The organism is Mediterraneibacter glycyrrhizinilyticus, assembly GCF_015560805.1.
Classification (GTDB): Bacteria; Bacillota; Clostridia; order Lachnospirales; family Lachnospiraceae; genus Schaedlerella; species Schaedlerella glycyrrhizinilytica_A.
In genome coordinates this window covers 76708-96206 of the sequence record NZ_JADMSO010000008.1, presented here as the reverse complement: position 1 = coordinate 96206, position 19499 = coordinate 76708, and the positions used below count along the sequence as shown (strand labels likewise).

The following is a 19499-nucleotide window of genomic DNA, read 5'->3' as shown; positions in this document are numbered from 1 at the left end:
ACTTTTCTTCCAAACTCGTTCATAATATACAAAAAATGAACAACTTTTTAGGAGGGGACTGTCATGGGGAAAGTCGATGACAATAAACTTTCAAAACGAAACGCTCTGTTAAAGACCGCATTCGATCTGTTTGCAGAAAAAGGGTTTGCGAAGACCACCATTTCTGATATCGTGGAAAAAGCCGGTCTGGCAAAGGGAACGTTCTATCTCTATTTTAAAGATAAATATGATCTGAGGGACAAGCTCATTGCTTATAAAGGCAACCGCCTTTTTGAAGAAACTTTTCAGGAAATGCGGAAACTGAATCTTGGCAGTTTTGAAGAAGAGATCTGTTTTATCACCGATTACATTATCGACCGTTTTCAGAAACAACATGATCTTTTACAGTTTGTTGCAAAAAATCTCTCGTGGGGTGTTTTTAAGACTGCGTTTTCCAACGCCGATTTCCCTGCCACCTACGAATTTTACCAACATTATCTGGATGCCCTGGATCGGTACCGAATTCATTGCCAATCCCCGGAATTGATGTTGTTTACAATGATCGAACTGATCGGGACGACAAGCTACAACTGCATTTTGCTTGAGCAGCCGGTCAGCATGGACGAATATCTTCCATACCTGCACAAGACATTGAAACATATTTTTCTCGTGTTTACCGAAGAAAAATAAAAAACCACTTGCAATTGGCAAATCTTTCTGCTAAAATATCATTGTTGTGAGTCCGTATGGACTATATCAGATTGTTAGGAGGTGCAATGATGGCTAAATGTGCTATTTGTGAAAAGGGTGCTCATTTCGGAAACAGTGTAAGTCACTCTCATAGAAAAACACCAAAAATGTGGAAATCAAACGTAAAGTCCGTTCGTGTGAAAACAGAAGGCGGTTCTAAAAAAATGTACGTTTGCACATCCTGCCTGAAATCAGGTCGCGTTGAGCGTGCTTAATCCGCCGGGATGAACAGATTGATAAAGCGAATGCATGATTGCTTTAGAGACACGGAATTTTAAAAAGACTCAGTATCGTATGGATATTGAGTCTTTTTCTTGTATAGGCGACGAACCAAAGTCCGGGCTTGCCCGAGACCTTGGCGACTGCTTACAATCCCGGAATGTGCCTTTGGGCACTTCCGGTGATTTTTATTTGCAAAACAAAAAGTAACCGCCTGCCACACAGGCAAGAAACAAAAGCACCCGGAAGACGGAAGTGGCAGGGAGCAAAAACACTACAAGCATTCCCACCGACATATTGATCAGTGCAAATCCGCAGACACGTTTCATCTGTCTTTCTCCTGCACAGTTCTCTTACACTATACTATGCATTCTTTTCGGAAACATGCAAAAATCCCATTCCAAAACATATTCTGTCCAGAATGGGATCTCTGTTCTCTATTCTGCTTTTGCCTCATCTAAAATATCCGCAACATCTTCTTCAGATAACTTATCTTCTTTTTTCGTTGTGAAACGATCCAAAAGTTCCGGCACCATGTCGAGGATCTTTGTCATCGTATCCTGATTCCGGATGTTCACAAGGCGGGTAGATCCGTCTTTGATCACGAGCACAGCGCTAGGCGTAATCTTTCCTCCGATCCCTCCCATGCCTTTTTCTTTTTTCTCCCCGCTAAAAGAGCCGGCTCCGATTCCAAATGATACATCCACAAGAGGAACGATCGTTGTGTCTCCGATATGGATCGCATCCCCGACAACTGTTTTCGTCGATACAACTCCATCCATCCCGTCAAACAAGGACTCCACTGTATTTTTTAAATTATTTGTTTCCGACATTTCTTTTCTTCCTCCCTGTTGATCATAATTTAAAATTCTTAATATGCGAAATCGTCTTTCGGATATTTTTGTCTGTGAACAGTTCCAGTACAAGCGCTGTAAATTTCCATGCGGTAAGTTTCCCGGCGATCAAAAGCTCTCCCTCCAGAATCTCCTCTTGAAATTCCGGCTCCACCTCAAGATTTCCCTCAAAAAATGGTGCCGTCACACTGAGTACTGCCAGCGTCTTTCCGGTCACTGCAGGATCTTCAAATCCAAACCGTACATTTCCCGAAAAATCAGTTGGTTTCAGTCTTAAGACAAGTCGTTTTAAAGACTGTATCGCTTTCAAAAACGCAACATGATGGATCTCGTCTTCGAGAAAGGATCTTATTTTCTCTTTCTTTTCGATCAGCACATTCATCTTATCACAGAATACCTGAAATGTATATTCGATCCGCTCAAAAAAGCTCCTTTTTTCATCTTCTGCTTTCTTTGCGGATTTTTCAAATGACTTTTCCGGGCTTTTCCAAGGCTTTTCTCGGTTTTCCGAGTTTTCATGCGGTTTTTCCGCACTTTTCCGCGATTTTCCCTGTTCTTCTGACGGCTTCTGCCATTCTTCTGACCGTTCTTCTGACCGTCTTTCCCCGGGTTCTTCCGTTTTCTCCATCGGCTTTTCTTCCGGTATTCCCACTCCTGTCTGCGCGTTTTCCGCCATTGATTCGGCAACAGATGCCGTTTCTTCCATCACCTGCTTTGCTTCCGCTCCCTGCAGTTGTTTCCATGCCACCCTCAGCCGCCATGTCGTCTTCCCATCTGCGTATTCCACGCACCCCTCTGCAAAACGGAACAAAAGAGAAAACTGCAACTGCGCCCACAAAGTTTCCTTTTTCCCCTGACACCCCGCCTCTCCCTTATATCGAAGGGGGGTGAACAAAACGAAACAAACCGCCAGCACAAACAGTCCTAGTACCGCCAAAAGAATCCCCCCTATTATTTTCAAGATCCATAAGACAATCTGCAAAATCATATTCCTGCTCTGCTTTCCTCAAATTTCATCTGACTCCGGTTCAGATATCCCCGCACATTCACATCTCCGGTCGCCCGGATCGTATCGTTTATGATTTTCTCCACCAGTTCCACTGCTTCATAATATCCATCTGCCAGCCCGACCACAAACAGTTCCGCATGGTCGAACACATGCTGCCACAAGAGAAGACCGGAATAAAATTCCAGATGGTTCTGCTTTCCCTGTGCCAGCGTGATCAGATACACGGATGGACGCGGACGCTGTTTCATCACTTCTTCCAGGATCTGGTTCTGCTTGTTTTTCAACGATTCACTTACATATAAATCACAATAACATTTGATCTTCATCGTCAGCCCCCGTAATAATAGGAATCCAGGATCTGTCTCGCGATCGGTACCGCTTTCGCGCCGTCCTGTCCGTCGGAACCCTCCACGATCACACTAATGACCAGTTCCGGATTGTCCACATTGGTAAATCCCATGAACCAGGAATGGGTCTTCTCGCCATCCACCATGCTGTACTCCGCTGTTCCGGTCTTTCCAGCTGCCGTATAGGACTGTCCGCCAAGCAGCATTCCTGTTCCCTCATCTACCACTGCGCGCATGTATTCTTTCAACTGCGCTGCCTCTTCCGAAGTCATCAGTCTCCGATAACTCTTAGGCACATTTTTGCTGATCTCCGTTCCAGTATAATTCGTCACCTTTTCCACAAGGTACGGTTCCATCAGTGTACCGCCGTTTGCCACCGCCGCTGTGATCAGTGCCATATGATACGGGCTTACCAATGTATTTCCCTGTCCCATCGCCGTCATCATCATCTCTGCCTCACCAGTTTCTTCCGTAACGGCAAACGAACTTTTCGTATAATCCAGGACAGACGGCAGTTTTTTATTAAACAGTAATTCTTCCGCCGTTTTCCGGTATGCATTTTTATCCAGCAGCAGACCGATATTTGCAAAGGAAGCGTTACAGGAATTCGCAACAGAACTTCGCAGATCCTCCAAACCATGCACCGTATTGTCAAAACAGTGGATCGTTGTATCTCCCACCGTGATCGCGCCGCCGCATTCATACATATAATTCATGTAATCCGGATATTCCCGCATATATTCCAATGTCGTCACGATCTTAAATGTAGATCCCGGCGCATAGGCGCCCTGCGTCGCACGATTCAAAAGCGGACTGTTCTCCCCATCTGCATTCAGATAATCCCAGTTTGCCGCGATCTGGTTCGGATCATACGAAGGAGTGGACAACATCGCGAGGATCTTCCCCGTGGAAGCTTCCATAACAACAACCGCCCCTTTATTCGCTCCCATCGCATTATATGCCGCCTGCTGTAAATTTGCATCCAGCGTAGTCACAACCGTATCTCCCATATCTTTCTGATCCTGAAATTCATTTTTCAGCTTTTCCAGAAAAAACGCATTGGATGTCAGAAGATGGAAGTTCTCGACTGACTCCAGCCCGGTCTTTCCAAGCTCCGGATTACTGTATCCGACTACATGGGCAAAAATATCGCCATACGGATACACACGATATTCGCTTCCGTCTTCTGCCCACTGTGTTTCTGCAAGAACGTTTCCGTTGCGGTCCGTGATCGCGCCGCGTACAACCTGTTCCGCAAAATTATCCTGCCGCTCATTGTGTGGGTTATTGACCACCGTTTTTGCACGCACCACATTAAAATAGACAAGATACCCCATCAGGGCAAGAAACAGGATCACAAAAAAGTAGGTGACTCTAGCGAACTCTTTGTTTAGGGACCTCCTCGAACGCCGGCTTTTTTCGTTTCTGTTTCGGTCGTTCCGGTTCTGTCCCCGATGGTCTCTGCTGTTTTGGCTTTGACTGTGTTGGTTTCTTCTTTGCCGTTCTTCTCGGTTCATTTCTATTTGCTCTCTCTCTTTTCTTCTCGATGATCTCTTCCTCTTCATCTTCCCGGATAATATACAATCCCTGAATGATTCCGAACATGATCATCGTACTCAACATCGAACTTCCTCCGTAGCTCACAAGCGGAAGCGTCACTCCGGTAGACGGGATAAATTTAGTCACTCCGCCGATCGTTAAAAACACCTGAAAAATATAACAGGTTCCAAGTCCCAGCGCAATCAGTTTATAAAAGCGGTTCCGTATCTCCATTGCAATATTCAAAAACATCACATAACAGCTCACACAGACAAGGATCAGACAGAGTGCAAATATCACTCCCAGTTCCTCGGCGATCGCCGAAAAGATAAAATCGGTTTCCGCTACCGGGATCAGATCCGGACTTCCCTGGCAAAGTCCCATTCCAAACCAGCTTCCTGTTCCGATAGCGAACAGTGACTGCGCCACCTGATAGCCGCCGTCGCTGTATGTCGCAAACGGATCTTTCCAGGCAGCTACACGTACCTTGATATGCGCAAACAATTTGTAGCCAATCACGGCTGCAAAGCTCCCCGCCCCCACGCCTGCCACCGCATAAAGCGGCTGCTGTGTCGCTACATAAAGCATAACCAGATATACGACAAACATAATGAGCGCCGCGCCCAGATCCGTTGATAATACAAGGATCAGCACATGTGCCGCGGCAAGCGCCGTCGTCACCACAACATTTTTAAATTCCGTCGATTTCTTCAGACTCGACGCCACAAAAAATACAAACAGGATCTTCACAAACTCCGAGGGCTGGATTCCGATCCCTGCAATCTCAAACCCCAGTTTCGCCCCTCCCGACGTCGCCGCAAAAACAGCAACCAGCGTCAAAGCGCCAAGTCCGACTCCCGCATAAATATACGTCCAGTCGATCAGCGATTTCATCTTTCGGATGATCACCGGTACGACCAGCCCGAAAACCGATCCAAGCACTGCAAAGATAAACTGCTTTACCGCGCTTCCGTAATTCAGCCTCGTGATCATGATCAGTCCGATGCTGATCAGCATACACATATTATTGACGATCAGTTTTGAAACTGTCGGATAGATCAGCGAGTATAAAAGGATTACCGCCAGAAAATAGACAACCTGCGCCGCATAAAAGAACATAAGCTTCGGTTCGTTCATTTTCAGATACATCACCATATATGCCAGAAAATGCATCAGAAACATAACGATATTCTGCATGATCAACACACGCTTTTCATCTTCCACGTATTCTTTCGTAAAGATCGAAAAACAGGAAAATGTATAACACGCCATCAATAAGATGATCAGATATTTTGATAGTTCTACGATAATATTTGTCACTTTGTCACCTGCCTCATATTACGCCCCGCTTAAAATGTCCCCGCGTATAGTCTTCCGGCATCCGTTCCGTCTGCTTTCCCAGAACAAAACTTTCCCGGTACGCGTGCAGAATCTGTTCCGTCTGCTTCTTATCTTCCACAGAAAACTGCAGACGTACGCGCTTTGGAGCGAGTTCCCGCACCTCTTCTTTTAAATCCAGCAGATACAGCGGCGCTGAATTATAAATCACATTATAGCACTCCCGACAACGATTCCGGACAGCAAACTGATTCTGATACCGGTCTGTCAGGACTGTCATCCCGTCTTTCTTACGGCATCCTCTTGTTGTTTTCTCGACACATTGAGCGGAGATCATCACCGCAAGATTACCATATAAAACCATCTCACCATCCTCGATCCCCAGCTCTTTTATCTCCTGCCGGTTCAATTCCAACGGAACCGTAAACTGTGCGATCCCGTTCTCTTTCCAGAACTGCTTCGTATATCGATTAAACACATATAAATTATGATCCGTAATCACATTCCTGTCAAATCCGATCCGCTCCAGAAAACGGATACTTTCCAGATTCCGCACAAGAATCCCGTCAAATCCGTCCCGGATCTTCTCTGCATACTGCGCTGTAAAAAGCGCCTCCGTCTCATTCCGGAAAATATGCGGCATCGCCAGATACACTTCCACTCCCGACTGCTGCAAGCATTCACAGATCAAAAGAGCTTCCGGTGTCCGGAAGAGATCTCCCCCCATCGCGCTGTCCACATAAACCCGATGGATCCCCCGATATTCTTCCGCGAATACTTCCACTGTCCGGAACTGTTCGATCGTTTCTGTCAGAATCGTCAGTTCCGGTCTGTTTTCTACCGATCGTTCATTTGTATTCTTGTATACAATCTCTTCCCGGTCGCAAAATACCGCTCTGTTCTCCCTGTTTTCCGGATTTGCTCTCAGTTCCCGATGATATTGCCTGCAGATCTGTTTTTCTAATTCCGCAAGCGCCCGTCTGCGCATCTCATTGAGCTGCTGCATCGGTAGAAAGACATTGGGATCCATCCCGATATCCAATGTCTCGAAAATAAACGGCGTCTCTCCTGTTTTTTCAAGCTGCTTTCGAACCTGTTCCTCCGCAAGCGGTCGTTTTCCCGCCTGCTCCACCTGTATCTCCGATTCGGCTTCCACCGAGACTGTATCCGAGCATACGATCAGTTTAGCAGGTTTTCCAACGGAAAGCGTAAAATAACCATAAATTTTTTCTTGTATTTTTCCAAATTGGATCGATTTTTCTAATTCTTCTAAAAGCGTCCGGTTTTTCGTTCTGTATAAAATCGTCCCCGGTTTTATGCGAACCTGTTTCGGCACAAGAAGTTTTACATTTTCCGCGCCTTTTTTATACGCAGCGCCAAATGTATAATCTTCTTTGATTCCCGCCGGAAAAGAAAGAACATCGCCTTTTCCGATCTCTGTCAGTGCAGCTCCCGTCACTTCCCGTCCCTTTTGCCCGGTTACCCGGACTGCCGCCACTCCGGCATGATTCGGACGCTCTTTCGAGATCATCTCTTTCCCGTTATGCTGCCGATAATAACCATTGTGAAAACCGCCGCGGTTGTACAGATCCATCAACTGTTTCCGGTCCGTCTCGTCCACCCGATAACCGGCTCGTCCTCTTTCCAGATACAGATCCGTATATTTACGGTACATTCCGGTCACGCCTGCCACATATTCCGGACGCTTCATCCGCCCCTCCAATTTGAAAGAATCAATCCCGGCATCGATCAGATCCGGGATCAGGTCAAGCGTGCAAATATCTTTCGGACTCAACAAATATCCCTTTTCCCCATTCGCGCCATACGGAAGCCTGCACGGTTGCGCGCACTGCCCCCGGTTTCCGCTTCTTCCGCCGATCAGACTGCTCATGAGACACTGACCGGAATAACAATAACAAAGCGCTCCGTGCACAAAGCACTCGATTTCCATTCCGGTTTCTTTTTTCATTCTGCGCACTTCCTCCAGAGATAATTCCCGTGCGGGAACAACACGGGTCGCCCCTCTCTCCTTTAAAAATGCCGCCCCCTCACTTCCGGTTACCGTCATCTGCGTGCTCACATGGATCTCCATATCCGGAAACCATCTTCTCACAAAGGAAAAAACACCCAGATCCTGTACGATCACCGCATCTAAACCCCCGTTATAAAAGGGTTCCAGATATGCAAAAAGCTCCGCCATCTCCGGTTCTTTTAACAACGTATTGACAGTCAGATAGAACTTTCTCCCGTGAAGATGTGCCTCGTCGATCGCCGCAAGCATCTGCTCTTTTGAAAAATTCTTTGCATAAGCCCTTGCACCAAAACGAGGGCCGCCTGCATACACTGCATCCGCCCCTGCCAAAATTGCCGCACGGAAACTCTCATAAGATCCCGCCGGCGCTAATATTTCCGCTTTTCTTTCTCTATTCACTCGCTGAACCACCTATACTCTTTACTTTCTGCGATTCTTCATCTCTGTTTCCAGTTTCACGATCTGCATCTGCAGATCATTGTTTTCCTCTTTCATCTTGGCAAGCTCTTTCTCCGCATTCTCAAGCTTGATCTGTACAGAAATCAGTTCATGCTTCAGATCATACATCTCCTTATCCTTTAATTCGATGTCGCTCTCAAGAGAATCTCCCTGCTTCTTTGCTTTGAAATAATCATCAGCGATATTCAGGGCCAGGAGCACGTTGCGTGTATCAGCACTCTGCTTACGGTAACCTTCACTGTTCGTACACTCGGTGATCTTGTGGTTCAAATAAGAAGATACTTTCTGCAGATACTCTTCCCCCTCAAATCCACTCAACGTATATACTTTTCCGCCTATCAATACTTCTGTAAAATGTTTTGCTGAACTCATAGCTTCCTCCCCATGCGTTTCTTATCTGCTATTATAAACTATATGGAATTAAAAACCAACTGTTTTTTAAAAAACAACACACTCCCTGCGCAAACCGCTACACTTCTGCATGCGGAATGCCCAAATGTGCATATGCAAGATCGGTTGCAACTCTTCCCCGCGGTGTTCGCTGGATAAATCCATGTTTCAAAAGATACGGCTCATACACATCTTCCAATGTTCCGGCATCCTCTGAGATCGACGCAGCAAGCGTGTCCAATCCTACCGGACCTCCGCCAAAACGTTCGATCATCGTCAGCAGGATGTTCCGGTCTATATGATCCAAGCCATATTTATCCACATCCAGAAGATCCAATGCATAATTTGCCACTTCTTTTGTGATCACACCATCGTATTTTACCTGGGCAAAATCCCGCACCCGCTTCAAAAGACGATTCGCCAGACGCGGTGTTCCCCGGGAACGCTTCGCCAGTTCAACGGCGCCCTCCGGTTCGATCTCCACCTCCAGAACCTTAGCCGACCGCATGATGATCGTTGTCAGTTCCTCCTCCGTATAAAATTCCAGATGGTGGATCACGCCAAAGCGATCCCGAAGCGGCGCAGTCAGCATTCCTGCGCGTGTCGTCGCGCCGACCAGCGTGAATTTCGGAAGATCCAGACGGATCGATCTGGCTGTCGCTCCTTTTCCGATCATAATATCGATGGCATAGTCTTCCATCGCCGGATAGAGCACCTCCTCCACCTGACGGTTCAGCCGATGGATCTCATCCACAAATAAAATGTCGTTTTCCTGAAGATTGTTTAAGATTGCCGCCATCTCGCCCGGTTTCTCGATCGCCGGACCGGATGTGATCTTAATGTGCACGCCCATTTCATTGGCAATGATCCCTGCAAGCGTCGTCTTTCCCAATCCCGGCGGTCCGTAAAACAGTACATGATCCAGCGCATCCCCGCGTTCTCTTGCAGCGCGGATATAAATTTCCAATGTCTGTTTTGCTTTCTCCTGACCGATATAATCTTTCAGGCACTGCGGTCTGAGATGATTTTCAATTTTGATATCTTCTTCCAGATTTTCCGTTGTGATAATTCTCTTAGCCATTGTCTTCCCCACGATTTGTCATCAGAACAGATTCTTCAACGCCTGTTTCAGTACATCCTCCACCGTCTTTGCCTGTTCCAGATCTACTTTTTTCACTGCGCGCAGACTTTCGGTGCTTCCATATCCCAATGCCACCAATGCCTGTACGGCTTCCGTCTGGATTTCTCCCGCAAGACCGCCTCCGACCGGTTCTGCCGAAGGAGAAATATCTTTCGGTTCCAGCATTTCTTCCAGATCCAGTTTGTCTTTCAACTCAATGATCACTTTTTCCGCAGTCTTTTTCCCGATCCCAGGAGCGGAAGAGATTGCTTTTGCATCGCCTGAAAGTACTGCAAATCGGAGATCGTCCGCCGTCAGCTTGGATAAAATGCTCAATCCGCCTTTCGGTCCGATCCCGCTGACACCGATCAGGAGACGAAAAATTTCCAGATCATCCCGCGTCAGAAAGCCAAACAGCTGCATGGCATCTTCCCGCACATTCAAATACGTATGAAGTTTTATCTCCTCTCCCATCTGCGGAAGCATCCCCATCGATGCTTCCGGCATAAATACTCCATATCCGACGCCGCCCACATCAACGATCACCTTGTCTTTCTCTACCGCGGTCAACTCCCCGCGAACATATGAAATCATCGTAATTCCTCCATATTGCGTTTCCTCTTTTTTCAAAACGTTATATTCTTCAGCCGCTTCAATACTTCCGCTGCAACAATGCCGATCAACATCCCTGTCACGATCCCCGCGTTCAAAAGAACCGGCAAATAGTAACCGACCTGATACGTCTCCACTGCCAGCATCGCCACGAGCAGCTGCCCCAGATTATGGCACACACCGCCTGCGATACTGACGCCGATCACACTGAACGTTCCTCTTTTTTTCAAAAATGCCATCACCGCAAGGCTCAATATACCTCCCGCGAGACTATAAAGAATACTGAATAAATTCGCGAACATAAAACCTGCCAGCACGATCCGCACGATGGATAAAAGCAATGCCTCTTTTGCATTCCTTTTATATAGAAAGATCACGATCAGCAGATTCGCCAATCCCAATTTGATCCCCGGAACACCAAAATAGATCGGGATCAGTGATTCCACATAACTAAAGATCAGCGCCAATGCTGTAAAAACTCCAAAATATGCTGCTCTGTTCTTCAATCCTGTTCCTCCTGTTTTGATGCTTCCTCTGCCGGGCTCAGTTCGACACGGCATCCGGTGAAATTCCTCCATCCGTCGCATCTCCTCCGATGATCGACACAACGATTTTATTCGGCAGACAAATAATACTCTCACCCGTTCTGGAAATCTCTTTGTGATGAACGCAGATCTGATCCGGACACTCGGCCCACGTCATCTTCGCAGTTCCCTCTGAAATCTGCACTTTATTCGTCTTATTGATCGAAATCTCCTGATCTTCGTTCAGATCATATCTTCCATACAATTCCCCATCTACACTGATCTCGACCTGACGCACTGCCTCTTCGGGTCTCAGCAATAAAACGGCAAGAAAAATTCCTGCAACAGCCGCCACAAGAATGATCAATATCCAGTCATTTTTTTTCATATACGTTTCCTCTTAGAATTGTCTATAACGGTATTATCATAGCACAGTCTTTTCGGGAATGCAACCATGTGTTCGATTTGATTTTTCTTGTCTTGAATAGAAAAGAAAAAACAATATAAAAATACGTTTCTTTACAATAAAAAAATTCCGAAGAATGACATATTTTACACCCATTCTTCGGAATTTTTCTCTATGAAACCGGAATTTCCCGCGGCATAATGATCTTCCGCGGACATTTTTCCGCGCACACACCACAGTTCGTGCATTTCGATGCATCGATGTGTGCAAGGAAATTCGTTACTGTGATCGCACCCGCTTCGCAGTTCTTTTCACAAAGCTTACATCCGATACAGCCGACCAGACAAACATCCATCAGAGCCTTTCCTTTGTCGTTGGAATTGCACTGTACAAATGTCTTCTGTTCATACGGCACAAGCTCGATCAGATTTTTCGGACATGCCGCGATACACTTCTTACATGCCTTACATTTTTCTTTATCCACGACAGCCACTCCGTCTACGACATGGATCGCATCGAACGGACAGGCTTTCACGCAGCTTCCGTATCCAAGACAGCCGTAATCACAGCCTTTCGGTCCTTTATCCTGCATCATATTCGCCATCACGCAGTCCTGGATTCCATAATAATTGTATTCTTCCTGTGCTTTCTCGCATGTTCCGCCGCATTTCACAAATGCGACCTGACGCTCCTGTGCTCCGGCATCCTGTCCCATGATCTTTCCGATCTCGGCAGCAACCGGCGCACCGCCTACCGGACATCCGCCCACTTCAGCCTCACCTTTTACGATCGCGGAAGCCAGACCGGAACATCCGGCGTACCCACAGCCTCCACAGTTATTTCCCGGAAGCACGCCCAAGATCGCCTCTTCTCTTTCATCGACTTCCACCGCAAATTTCTTGCCGGACACTCCAAGGAAGACACCGATAAACAATCCTGTTCCGCCGACGATCGCGGCGGCGATCAAAATTCCTGTCAACATACTTTACGCCCTCCTTAAATCAGACCGGAGAATCCAAAGAACGCGATTGCCATCAGACCTGCAGTCACAAGCACGATCGGCGTTCCTCTGAACGCTTCCGGAACATCATTATACTCAATCTTTTCACGGATACCTGCCATCAGTACGATCGCAACAAGGAAACCTGCCGCAGTCGCAAATCCGTTCACAACACCCTCCAGAATGCTGTAAGATTTTGTCACATTTGTCAGCGCCACACCGAGCACCGCACAGTTTGTTGTGATCAGCGGCAGATACACACCCAGCGCATTGTAGAGCGGAGGCATCACTTTCTTTAAGAACATCTCCACAAACTGTACAAGCGCTGCGATCACAAGGATAAATACGATCGTCTGCAGGTATTCAAATCCTGTCGGTACAAGGATGAATTTATAGATCAGCCCTGTCACAAAGGAAGAGATCGTAATAACAAAGATTACCGCGCCGCCCATTCCGCCGGCTGTCTTTACATTTTTGGAAACGCCCAGGAACGGACAGATTCCGAGAAACTGGCTGAGCACCACGTTATTTACAAACGCGGATCCAACCGCAATCAGTAATAATTCTTTCATCTTCTATCCCCTCCTATTTCAGATTCCCGCAAGTTTCTTTTTTTCCGCACTCCGCACAGTTCGTGCCGCAGCCGATCTTCTCCGCTTTCTTTACATCGCCTTTTTCCAACGCTTTCTTTTTCATTACATTCTGAAGCGCTGTCAGACATGCCAGTACAAAGAACGCTCCCGGTGCTAAGATAAAAATCGTGATCGGCTCATAGGATTCCGGAAGCACCTGTATATCAAATACTTTTCCCGAACCAAGCAGCTCACGCACAATACCGATGCATGTCAGACCAAAAGTAAACCCAAGTCCCATACCGATTCCGTCAAACATAGACGGCAGCACCGGATTCTTGGACGCGTAACTTTCCGCTCTTCCCAAAATGATACAGTTTACAACGATCAGCGGGATATAGATTCCGAGCGACGCATAAAGGCTCGGCACAAACCCCTCCATCAAAAACTGAACGATCGTTACAAAGGATGCCACAACAACGATAAAGGCCGGCATACGCACGGAATCCGGAATGATCTTCCGAAGCATGGAGATCAGCATATTGGACAATACAAGAACGACCGTCGTGGAAAGTCCCATACCGATTCCGTTGATCGCAGATGTTGTAACCGCCAGAGTCGGACACATTCCGAGCATCAACACGAAGGTAGGGTTTTCTTTCACCAGACCATTATACAGTCTCTCTGTGTATTTATTCATTGACACTACCTCCTAACTCATTCTGAAAATATACAAGGGCAGCATCCACCGCATTTGTCACGGCATTCGTGGTGATCGTTGCGCCGCTCAAAGCGTCGATCTTGTCATCGCCCTCTTCTCCGGTCTTTGTGTAACTGAATTTTTCTACTTTTTTATCGACAAACTGCTCTTTAAATTCCGGTTCATCCGCTTTCATACCGAGACCTGCTGTCTCCGCGATCTCAAGCATCTCGATACCTTTCACCGTACCGTCGTTCAAGATACCGACAGACAACGCGATATCTCCGCCGTATCCGTCATGAGACGTCACGGAAACGACAAATCCCATCGATTCCCCCGCTTCATCTTTTGCAACGGCAACTTCTGTAATATCGTCGGTATATCCTGCATCTGCTACAAGTTTTGCAGCTGCATCCGCATCGAATTTGTCATATTCCTCAAATTCTTTCGCATTCGTCAATACTGCCCGGTATGCCTCCTGCTTCGCATTTTCCTTTGCGACTGCGATCGGCTCTTTTGTGATCTCATAAACAAGCCCGAGCAGACACCCTGCGACCAGCGTGATCGCGGTCAGGATCGCTGTATTTTTTACAATCTTTTTCATTACTTTTCTCCTCCTTTACCAAATGGTTTTGGAAGAGTAACCTTTTCGATCAACGGAACCAAAAGGTTACTGATAATGATCGCATAGGATACTCCCTCTGCGGATCCGCCAAACAGACGGAACAAACCGGTCAGAAGACCAAGACAGACTCCGTAAAGGATCTGTCCGCCTTTCGTGATCGGCGACGTTACATAATCGGTAGCCATAAACCATGCGCCAAGCATCAGTCCTCCTCCGCAGAGATGTGCGGTAATGTACTGCGGGTCAAATCCATGTCCGCCGAAGATTGTAATGAAGATCACAAATGTCACGATATAAGTGCCCGGAATCCGAAGATCGATGACGCCCATCAGGATCAAAAACATCGCTCCCGCCATGATCGCAAGCACCGAAGTCTCTCCGATCGTTCCCCTGATATTTCCGATCAGCATACTCATTGTATCGACTGCCTCGCCCGCTTTCAAATCCGCAAGCGGCGTCGGTCCAGTCACTCCGTCATAGACAAAATATGTCATCTTCCCTGTGAAAGAAATCAACAAAAAACAACGTGCTGCAAGAGCCGGGTTCATAAAGTTCTGACCGAGCCCTCCGAAAAGCTGTTTTACGACAAGGATCGCAAATACAGAACCAAGCGCGCCCATCCAGAGCGGAAGTGTCGGCGGCAGGTTCAATGCCAGAAGCAGTCCCGTCACAAGCGCACTACAGTCTTTGATCGTAACCGGTTTGTGCATCAGCTTTTCATATATGTACTCTGTCAGCACCGCTGTACCGGTCGTAACAACAACAAGAAGCCATGCATTCTCACTTCTGAAATTATAGATTCCGAAAAATGTTGCCGGCAGCAATGCGATCACGACCAACAGCATGATGTTCCCCGTTGTTGCTTTATCACGGATATGCGGTGAAGAAGATACGTTCCATTTCTCATTCACTGTTCATTCACCTCTCTACTTTTTCTTTTTGTTCGCCAGTGCAATCTTCCGCATGGAACCGATTGCCTGTTTCAATGGACGCTTTGCAGGACAGACATAACTGCAGGATCCGCATTCGACACATTCCAGACCATTCTGGTTTACAAAGATCTCCTCATCATGACGCTCTGCATAATCCGCAAGTCTCGACGGGATGATCCTGCTCGGACAGACTTCCACACAGCGTCCGCAGTTGATGCAGGCTGAAACCTGGCTCTTTGCCACAATATCTTCTTTAAATGCAAGAATTGCAGAAGAAGTCTTTGTCACCGGCGCGTCCAGTGTGATCATCGCAAATCCCATCATCGGTCCGCCCGAAATGAGCTTCTGCGGTTCTTCTTTCCATCCGCCTGCCGCTTCGATCAGCTCTCTGTGGTTCGTTCCGAGCAATACTTTATAGTTGCCCGGATTCTGCACCGCATCACCGCTTACTGTCACGATCCGTTCTGTCAGTGGTCTTCCCTCTGCCACCGCATAGTGGATGCCGATCAGTGTCTCCACATTATCCACGATACATCCCGCATCTGCCGGAAGCATTGCCGCATGGATCGCACGTTTCGTCGTAGCATAAATAAGCTGACGTTCTGCTCCCTGCGGATATTTCGTCTGCAGTACTTTTACCTCCATGCGTGGTTCGTCTTTGATCGCTTCTTTTAATTTCGCAATACAGTCCGGTTTATTATCTTCCACCCCGAAAATACCTTTGGCGTTCTCAAACAATGAAAGTACAATACGCATACCGTTGACCAGTTCTCTCGTATTCTCCAACATTCTACGGTAATCTGCCGTGATATATGGCTCACATTCCGCACAGTTGGCAATGATATAATCAATCTTATCCGGTTCTTTTGGAGAAAGTTTTACGCGCGTCGGGAAACCGGCACCTCCCATACCGACAATCCCGGCCTCCGCGATCGTATTTAAGATCTCGTCCCGGCTCATCTCTCCGATCGTTTTCACCGGCAGCTTTTCTGCTTCCTCATAAGCCCCGTCATTCTCGATCACGATACAATCCACACTGCTTCCGGTCGGATTGAGACGCTTTTCGATTGCTTTCACAGTTCCGGACACGGACGCATAAATCGGCGCTGAAACAAAACCGCCCGCCTCCGCAATCTTCTGTCCTTTTAACACATGGTCGCCTTTTTTCACCGCTGCGATCGCAGGGGCGCCAATATGCTGAGACAACGGATAGACCAAATCACCTTTCGGCAGAAGCTCCATGATCGGCTGATCCTTTGCAAGGCTCTTGCCGTCATTTGGATGAATCCCACCCTTAAAAGTCAAAAGTCCCATTTTTTGAATTCCTTCCTTTCTTCAATTTCACAATATAGTTATGATACAGGATTTCCTATGTAAAATCCAGAGCTTATATGTAATTTTGTTGTATCTTTATCCGTACATCTTGTTGCTTTTTTAACAAAAAGAAAAAGCGGAGATACATTGTATCCCCGCCCTGCTTTTTATCCTTACTCTTCGTCCTGATCTGCCTCTGCTGTTTCAAGCGCTTTCATGCTCAGGCTGATCTTCTTCTCTGCTTCGTTCAGATCTACGATCTTTGCTGTGATCTCCTGTCCGATAGAAAGAACATCAGACGGTTTCTCAACATGAGCTCTGGAAATCTGGGAAACATGAAGCAGTGCGTCTACTCCCGGTGCAAGTTCAACAAAAGCACCGAAATCAGTCATACGAGCAACTTTTCCTGTGATCACAGAACCTACCGCAAAATCTTCCGCTGCATTTGCCCACGGATTTGTCTCCGGGAACTTCAGGCTCAGTGCAACCTTTGTATCGTTGATGTCTTTTACAAGAACTTTCACTGTGTCGCCAACCTGGAATACTTTTTTCGGGTTTTCAACACGTCCCCATGACATCTCGGAAATGTGAAGCAGTCCGTCTACTCCGCCCAGATCGATGAACGCACCGAAATCTGTTACATTCTTCACAACGCCCTCGATCGTATCTCCGATCTGCAGTCTTGCAAACAGTTCTTTCTGCTTTTCAGCTCTCTCAGCAACAAGAAGCTGTCTTCTGTCACCGATCACACGGTTTCTTCTCGGATTGAACTCGCTGATCACGAATTCAATCTCCTGTCCGTCATATTTACTCAAGTCTTTCTCATAAGAATCAGAAACGAGGCTTGCCGGAATAAATACTCTCGCGCCCTCTACTTCTGCGGAAAGTCCGCCGCCAAGGATCTGTGTGACTGTTGCTTTCAGCACTTCTTTGTTCTCGAATGCTTCGCGAAGTCTTTCGTTGCCTTTTTCTGCTGCCAGTCTCTTGTATGTTAAGAGAACCTGTCCCTCTCCGTCGTTGACTTTCAATACTTTTACAGTCATCTTGTCGCCTACGGCAACCACAGTTGTCAGGTCGATGGACTGATCATTGGAATACTCGTTCTTTGTAATGATTCCATCTGCTTTATATCCGATATTGAGAATGATCTCATCTGGTTTCACATCAATAACGGTACCTTCTACAACCTCTCCATTATGAATTGTTTTGAATGACTCGTCTAACATCTGTTCAAAAGATAATTCTGACATTATTTTGAACCTCCTCAATTATATTGTTGGGCGTGGATGCCCCTGCTGTAATACCTACTGTTTCCACTGACCCTAATTGATTCACATTCAAATCGTCAAGTGTCTGTATGTAGTACGTATCGTTGCATGCTTTCGCACATATTTCAAATAACTTCTGAGTGTTGGAACTTTGTTTGTCACCAATCACAATCATCGCATCCACACTCTCTGCAATCTCCCGGGCTTCAGCCTGACGCTCCTTAGTCGCATTGCAGATTGTATTTAAAACATTTATATCATAACTCTTTTCGCTAATAATTTCAACTAAATCTTTAAATTTATTGTAATTAAATGTCGTTTGAGATACGACGCAGACTTTCGCCCCGCCTTCCGCCGAAAATTTATCTGCCTCTTCTTTATTCTGCACAACGCTCACATGCGCTCCCGCCCATCCGCGGATTCCCTGTACCTCCGGATGAGCCGGATTTCCGATGATAACGATCTCGTGCCCGAGCGCACTTTCTTTCTCTACGATCTGATGGATCTTTTTCACAAACGGACAGGTCGCATCTACGATCGTGATCCCTTTTTCATTCAGCTTCTCATAGATCCTTTTCTCTACTCCGTGGGAGCGGATGATCACGACGCCTGCATCCAGATGCTCCAGTTCTTCTTCTGTTCGCAGCACCGTCACACCTTTCTTTTCCAGATCTTTGATCACTTCATCATTATGGATGATCGGTCCGTAAGTGTAGATTGCCTCCCCCTTGTGAGCTTCGATCTGCTCATACACCGTATTGACGGCCCGCTCCACTCCAAAACAAAATCCTGCCGTTTTTGCTGTGATCACTTTCATCCCTGCTCCTCCTTATGCCCGGCAGTAACCGCAGATCGTCTCCACGACCTGATCGATCGTCATCTCGGAACTGTCCACAAGGATGGCATCTTCCGCTTTTTTCAGCGGTGCGATCTCCCGGTTCATATCCCGCGCATCCCGTTCTTTGATATCCTCTTTGATCGCTTCAAAATCGCAGTCCTGTCCTTTTTCTTTCAGTTCGTCAAAACGGCGCTTTGCTCTTGTATCAACGCTTGCCGTCAGATAAATCTTTACGTCCGCATCCGGCAGGATATTCGTTCCGATATCTCTTCCGTCCATGATCACGTCCTGCTCTCTTGCAAGCCCTCTCTGAAGCTCCAGCAGTTTTTCCCGTACCTGCGGGATGGATGACGTTCTGGAAGCCATATTGCCGACCTCTTCCCCACGGAGTCTTCCGGTCACGTTCTCTCCGTTTAAATACACCTGCTGTACGCCGTCTTCATAGGCGATCGTAACATCTGCGTCTGCACATGCCAAAACGATCTGCTCCACATTTTCCGCGGAAATATTCTTTTTCAGAAAATGGATCGCCAAAGCGCGGTACATCGCGCCGGTGTCCACATAAATATATCCTTTTTCTTTTGCCACTAATTTTGCAATCGTACTTTTCCCGGCTCCTGCCGGTCCGTCTATCGCCACATTATATCCCATTGCTCTGCCCTTTCTTTTTAT

The 19499-nt window shown here is 46.9% G+C and carries 23 protein-coding genes; 2 read left to right on the top strand and 21 right to left on the bottom strand.

Going from position 1 to position 19499, the window contains the following annotated elements:
• The first annotated feature begins 63 nt into the window (after window positions 1-63).
• The gene (locus I2H87_RS09610; RefSeq protein ID WP_022151966.1) at window positions 64-669 is read left to right on the top strand and encodes a TetR/AcrR family transcriptional regulator; all 606 of its coding nucleotides are present in this window, start codon (window positions 64-66) and stop codon (window positions 667-669) included.
• 89 nt (window positions 670-758) lie between these two features.
• A complete protein-coding gene (gene rpmB, locus I2H87_RS09605; RefSeq protein WP_009266134.1) occupies window positions 759-944 on the top strand; it encodes a 50S ribosomal protein L28 in 186 nt (61 codons plus the stop codon).
• Between the two features lie 192 nt (window positions 945-1136).
• Here the strand turns inward: rpmB and I2H87_RS09600 are convergent, their stop codons facing one another.
• From I2H87_RS09600 to cmk, 21 genes are all read right to left on the bottom strand, one after another.
• Complete coding sequence (locus I2H87_RS09600) at window positions 1137-1277, bottom strand: hypothetical protein (protein WP_009266133.1); 141 nt, start codon at window positions 1275-1277, stop codon at window positions 1137-1139.
• Window positions 1278-1385: 108 nt separating this feature from the next.
• Window positions 1386-1781, bottom strand: coding sequence for a GerW family sporulation protein (locus I2H87_RS09595; RefSeq protein WP_009266132.1), 396 nt, complete (start codon window positions 1779-1781; stop codon window positions 1386-1388).
• A 22-nt stretch (window positions 1782-1803) separates the two neighbouring features.
• Window positions 1804-2739 (bottom strand): DUF2953 domain-containing protein, encoded by a 936-nt coding sequence (locus I2H87_RS09590; RefSeq protein WP_195609822.1) that lies wholly within the window; start codon window positions 2737-2739, stop codon window positions 1804-1806.
• A 47-nt stretch (window positions 2740-2786) separates the two neighbouring features.
• Window positions 2787-3137, bottom strand: coding sequence for a hypothetical protein (locus I2H87_RS09585; protein WP_195609821.1), 351 nt, complete (start codon window positions 3135-3137; stop codon window positions 2787-2789).
• Between the two features lie 2 nt (window positions 3138-3139).
• A complete protein-coding gene (locus I2H87_RS09580) occupies window positions 3140-4495 on the bottom strand; it encodes a peptidoglycan D,D-transpeptidase FtsI family protein (protein WP_117549629.1) in 1356 nt (451 codons plus the stop codon).
• Between the two features lie 37 nt (window positions 4496-4532).
• Window positions 4533-6017, bottom strand: coding sequence for an FtsW/RodA/SpoVE family cell cycle protein (locus tag I2H87_RS09575; RefSeq protein ID WP_009266128.1), 1485 nt, complete (start codon window positions 6015-6017; stop codon window positions 4533-4535).
• Between the two features lie 13 nt (window positions 6018-6030).
• Window positions 6031-8466, bottom strand: coding sequence for a U32 family peptidase (locus I2H87_RS09570; protein ID WP_165853404.1), 2436 nt, complete (start codon window positions 8464-8466; stop codon window positions 6031-6033).
• Window positions 8467-8487: 21 nt separating this feature from the next.
• Window positions 8488-8898 (bottom strand): cell division protein ZapA, encoded by a 411-nt coding sequence (gene zapA, locus I2H87_RS09565; protein ID WP_009266124.1) that lies wholly within the window; start codon window positions 8896-8898, stop codon window positions 8488-8490.
• A gap of 97 nt (window positions 8899-8995) precedes the next feature.
• Entirely contained in the window at window positions 8996-9997 is a 1002-nt protein-coding gene (gene ruvB, locus I2H87_RS09560) for a Holliday junction branch migration DNA helicase RuvB (RefSeq protein WP_009266123.1), read from the bottom strand.
• A 21-nt stretch (window positions 9998-10018) separates the two neighbouring features.
• Window positions 10019-10630 carry a Holliday junction branch migration protein RuvA gene (gene ruvA / locus I2H87_RS09555; RefSeq protein ID WP_022152468.1) on the bottom strand — a complete coding sequence of 204 codons (612 nt, stop codon included), beginning with the start codon at window positions 10628-10630 and terminating at the stop codon, window positions 10019-10021.
• A gap of 32 nt (window positions 10631-10662) precedes the next feature.
• Complete coding sequence (locus I2H87_RS09550; RefSeq protein WP_195609820.1) at window positions 10663-11154, bottom strand: Gx transporter family protein; 492 nt, start codon at window positions 11152-11154, stop codon at window positions 10663-10665.
• A gap of 37 nt (window positions 11155-11191) precedes the next feature.
• Window positions 11192-11560 (bottom strand): NusG domain II-containing protein, encoded by a 369-nt coding sequence (locus I2H87_RS09545; protein ID WP_009266120.1) that lies wholly within the window; start codon window positions 11558-11560, stop codon window positions 11192-11194.
• A 190-nt stretch (window positions 11561-11750) separates the two neighbouring features.
• A complete protein-coding gene (locus I2H87_RS09540) occupies window positions 11751-12560 on the bottom strand; it encodes an RnfABCDGE type electron transport complex subunit B (protein WP_195609819.1) in 810 nt (269 codons plus the stop codon).
• Between the two features lie 14 nt (window positions 12561-12574).
• Window positions 12575-13150, bottom strand: coding sequence for an electron transport complex protein RnfA (locus I2H87_RS09535; RefSeq protein ID WP_022152470.1), 576 nt, complete (start codon window positions 13148-13150; stop codon window positions 12575-12577).
• 13 nt (window positions 13151-13163) lie between these two features.
• Window positions 13164-13850, bottom strand: coding sequence for an electron transport complex subunit RsxE (rsxE, locus tag I2H87_RS09530; RefSeq protein WP_022152471.1), 687 nt, complete (start codon window positions 13848-13850; stop codon window positions 13164-13166).
• Window positions 13843-14454 carry an RnfABCDGE type electron transport complex subunit G gene (locus I2H87_RS09525; RefSeq protein WP_195609818.1) on the bottom strand — a complete coding sequence of 204 codons (612 nt, stop codon included), beginning with the start codon at window positions 14452-14454 and terminating at the stop codon, window positions 13843-13845. The genes rsxE and I2H87_RS09525 overlap by 8 nt, the downstream gene beginning before the upstream one ends.
• Window positions 14454-15386 (bottom strand): RnfABCDGE type electron transport complex subunit D, encoded by a 933-nt coding sequence (locus I2H87_RS09520; protein ID WP_009266115.1) that lies wholly within the window; start codon window positions 15384-15386, stop codon window positions 14454-14456. The genes I2H87_RS09525 and I2H87_RS09520 overlap by 1 nt, the downstream gene beginning before the upstream one ends.
• 15 nt (window positions 15387-15401) lie before the next feature.
• Window positions 15402-16721 carry an electron transport complex subunit RsxC gene (gene rsxC / locus I2H87_RS09515; RefSeq protein ID WP_195609817.1) on the bottom strand — a complete coding sequence of 440 codons (1320 nt, stop codon included), beginning with the start codon at window positions 16719-16721 and terminating at the stop codon, window positions 15402-15404.
• 173 nt (window positions 16722-16894) lie between these two features.
• The gene (gene rpsA, locus I2H87_RS09510; RefSeq protein ID WP_009266113.1) at window positions 16895-17971 is read right to left on the bottom strand and encodes a 30S ribosomal protein S1; all 1077 of its coding nucleotides are present in this window, start codon (window positions 17969-17971) and stop codon (window positions 16895-16897) included.
• Window positions 17952-18806 carry a 4-hydroxy-3-methylbut-2-enyl diphosphate reductase gene (gene ispH / locus I2H87_RS09505; protein WP_009266112.1) on the bottom strand — a complete coding sequence of 285 codons (855 nt, stop codon included), beginning with the start codon at window positions 18804-18806 and terminating at the stop codon, window positions 17952-17954. Before ispH ends, rpsA begins: the two co-directional genes overlap by 20 nt.
• A gap of 12 nt (window positions 18807-18818) precedes the next feature.
• Window positions 18819-19478, bottom strand: a complete 660-nt coding sequence (cmk, locus tag I2H87_RS09500; protein WP_117549547.1) for a (d)CMP kinase — start codon at window positions 19476-19478, stop codon at window positions 18819-18821.
• Between the last annotated feature and the right edge of the window lie 21 nt (window positions 19479-19499).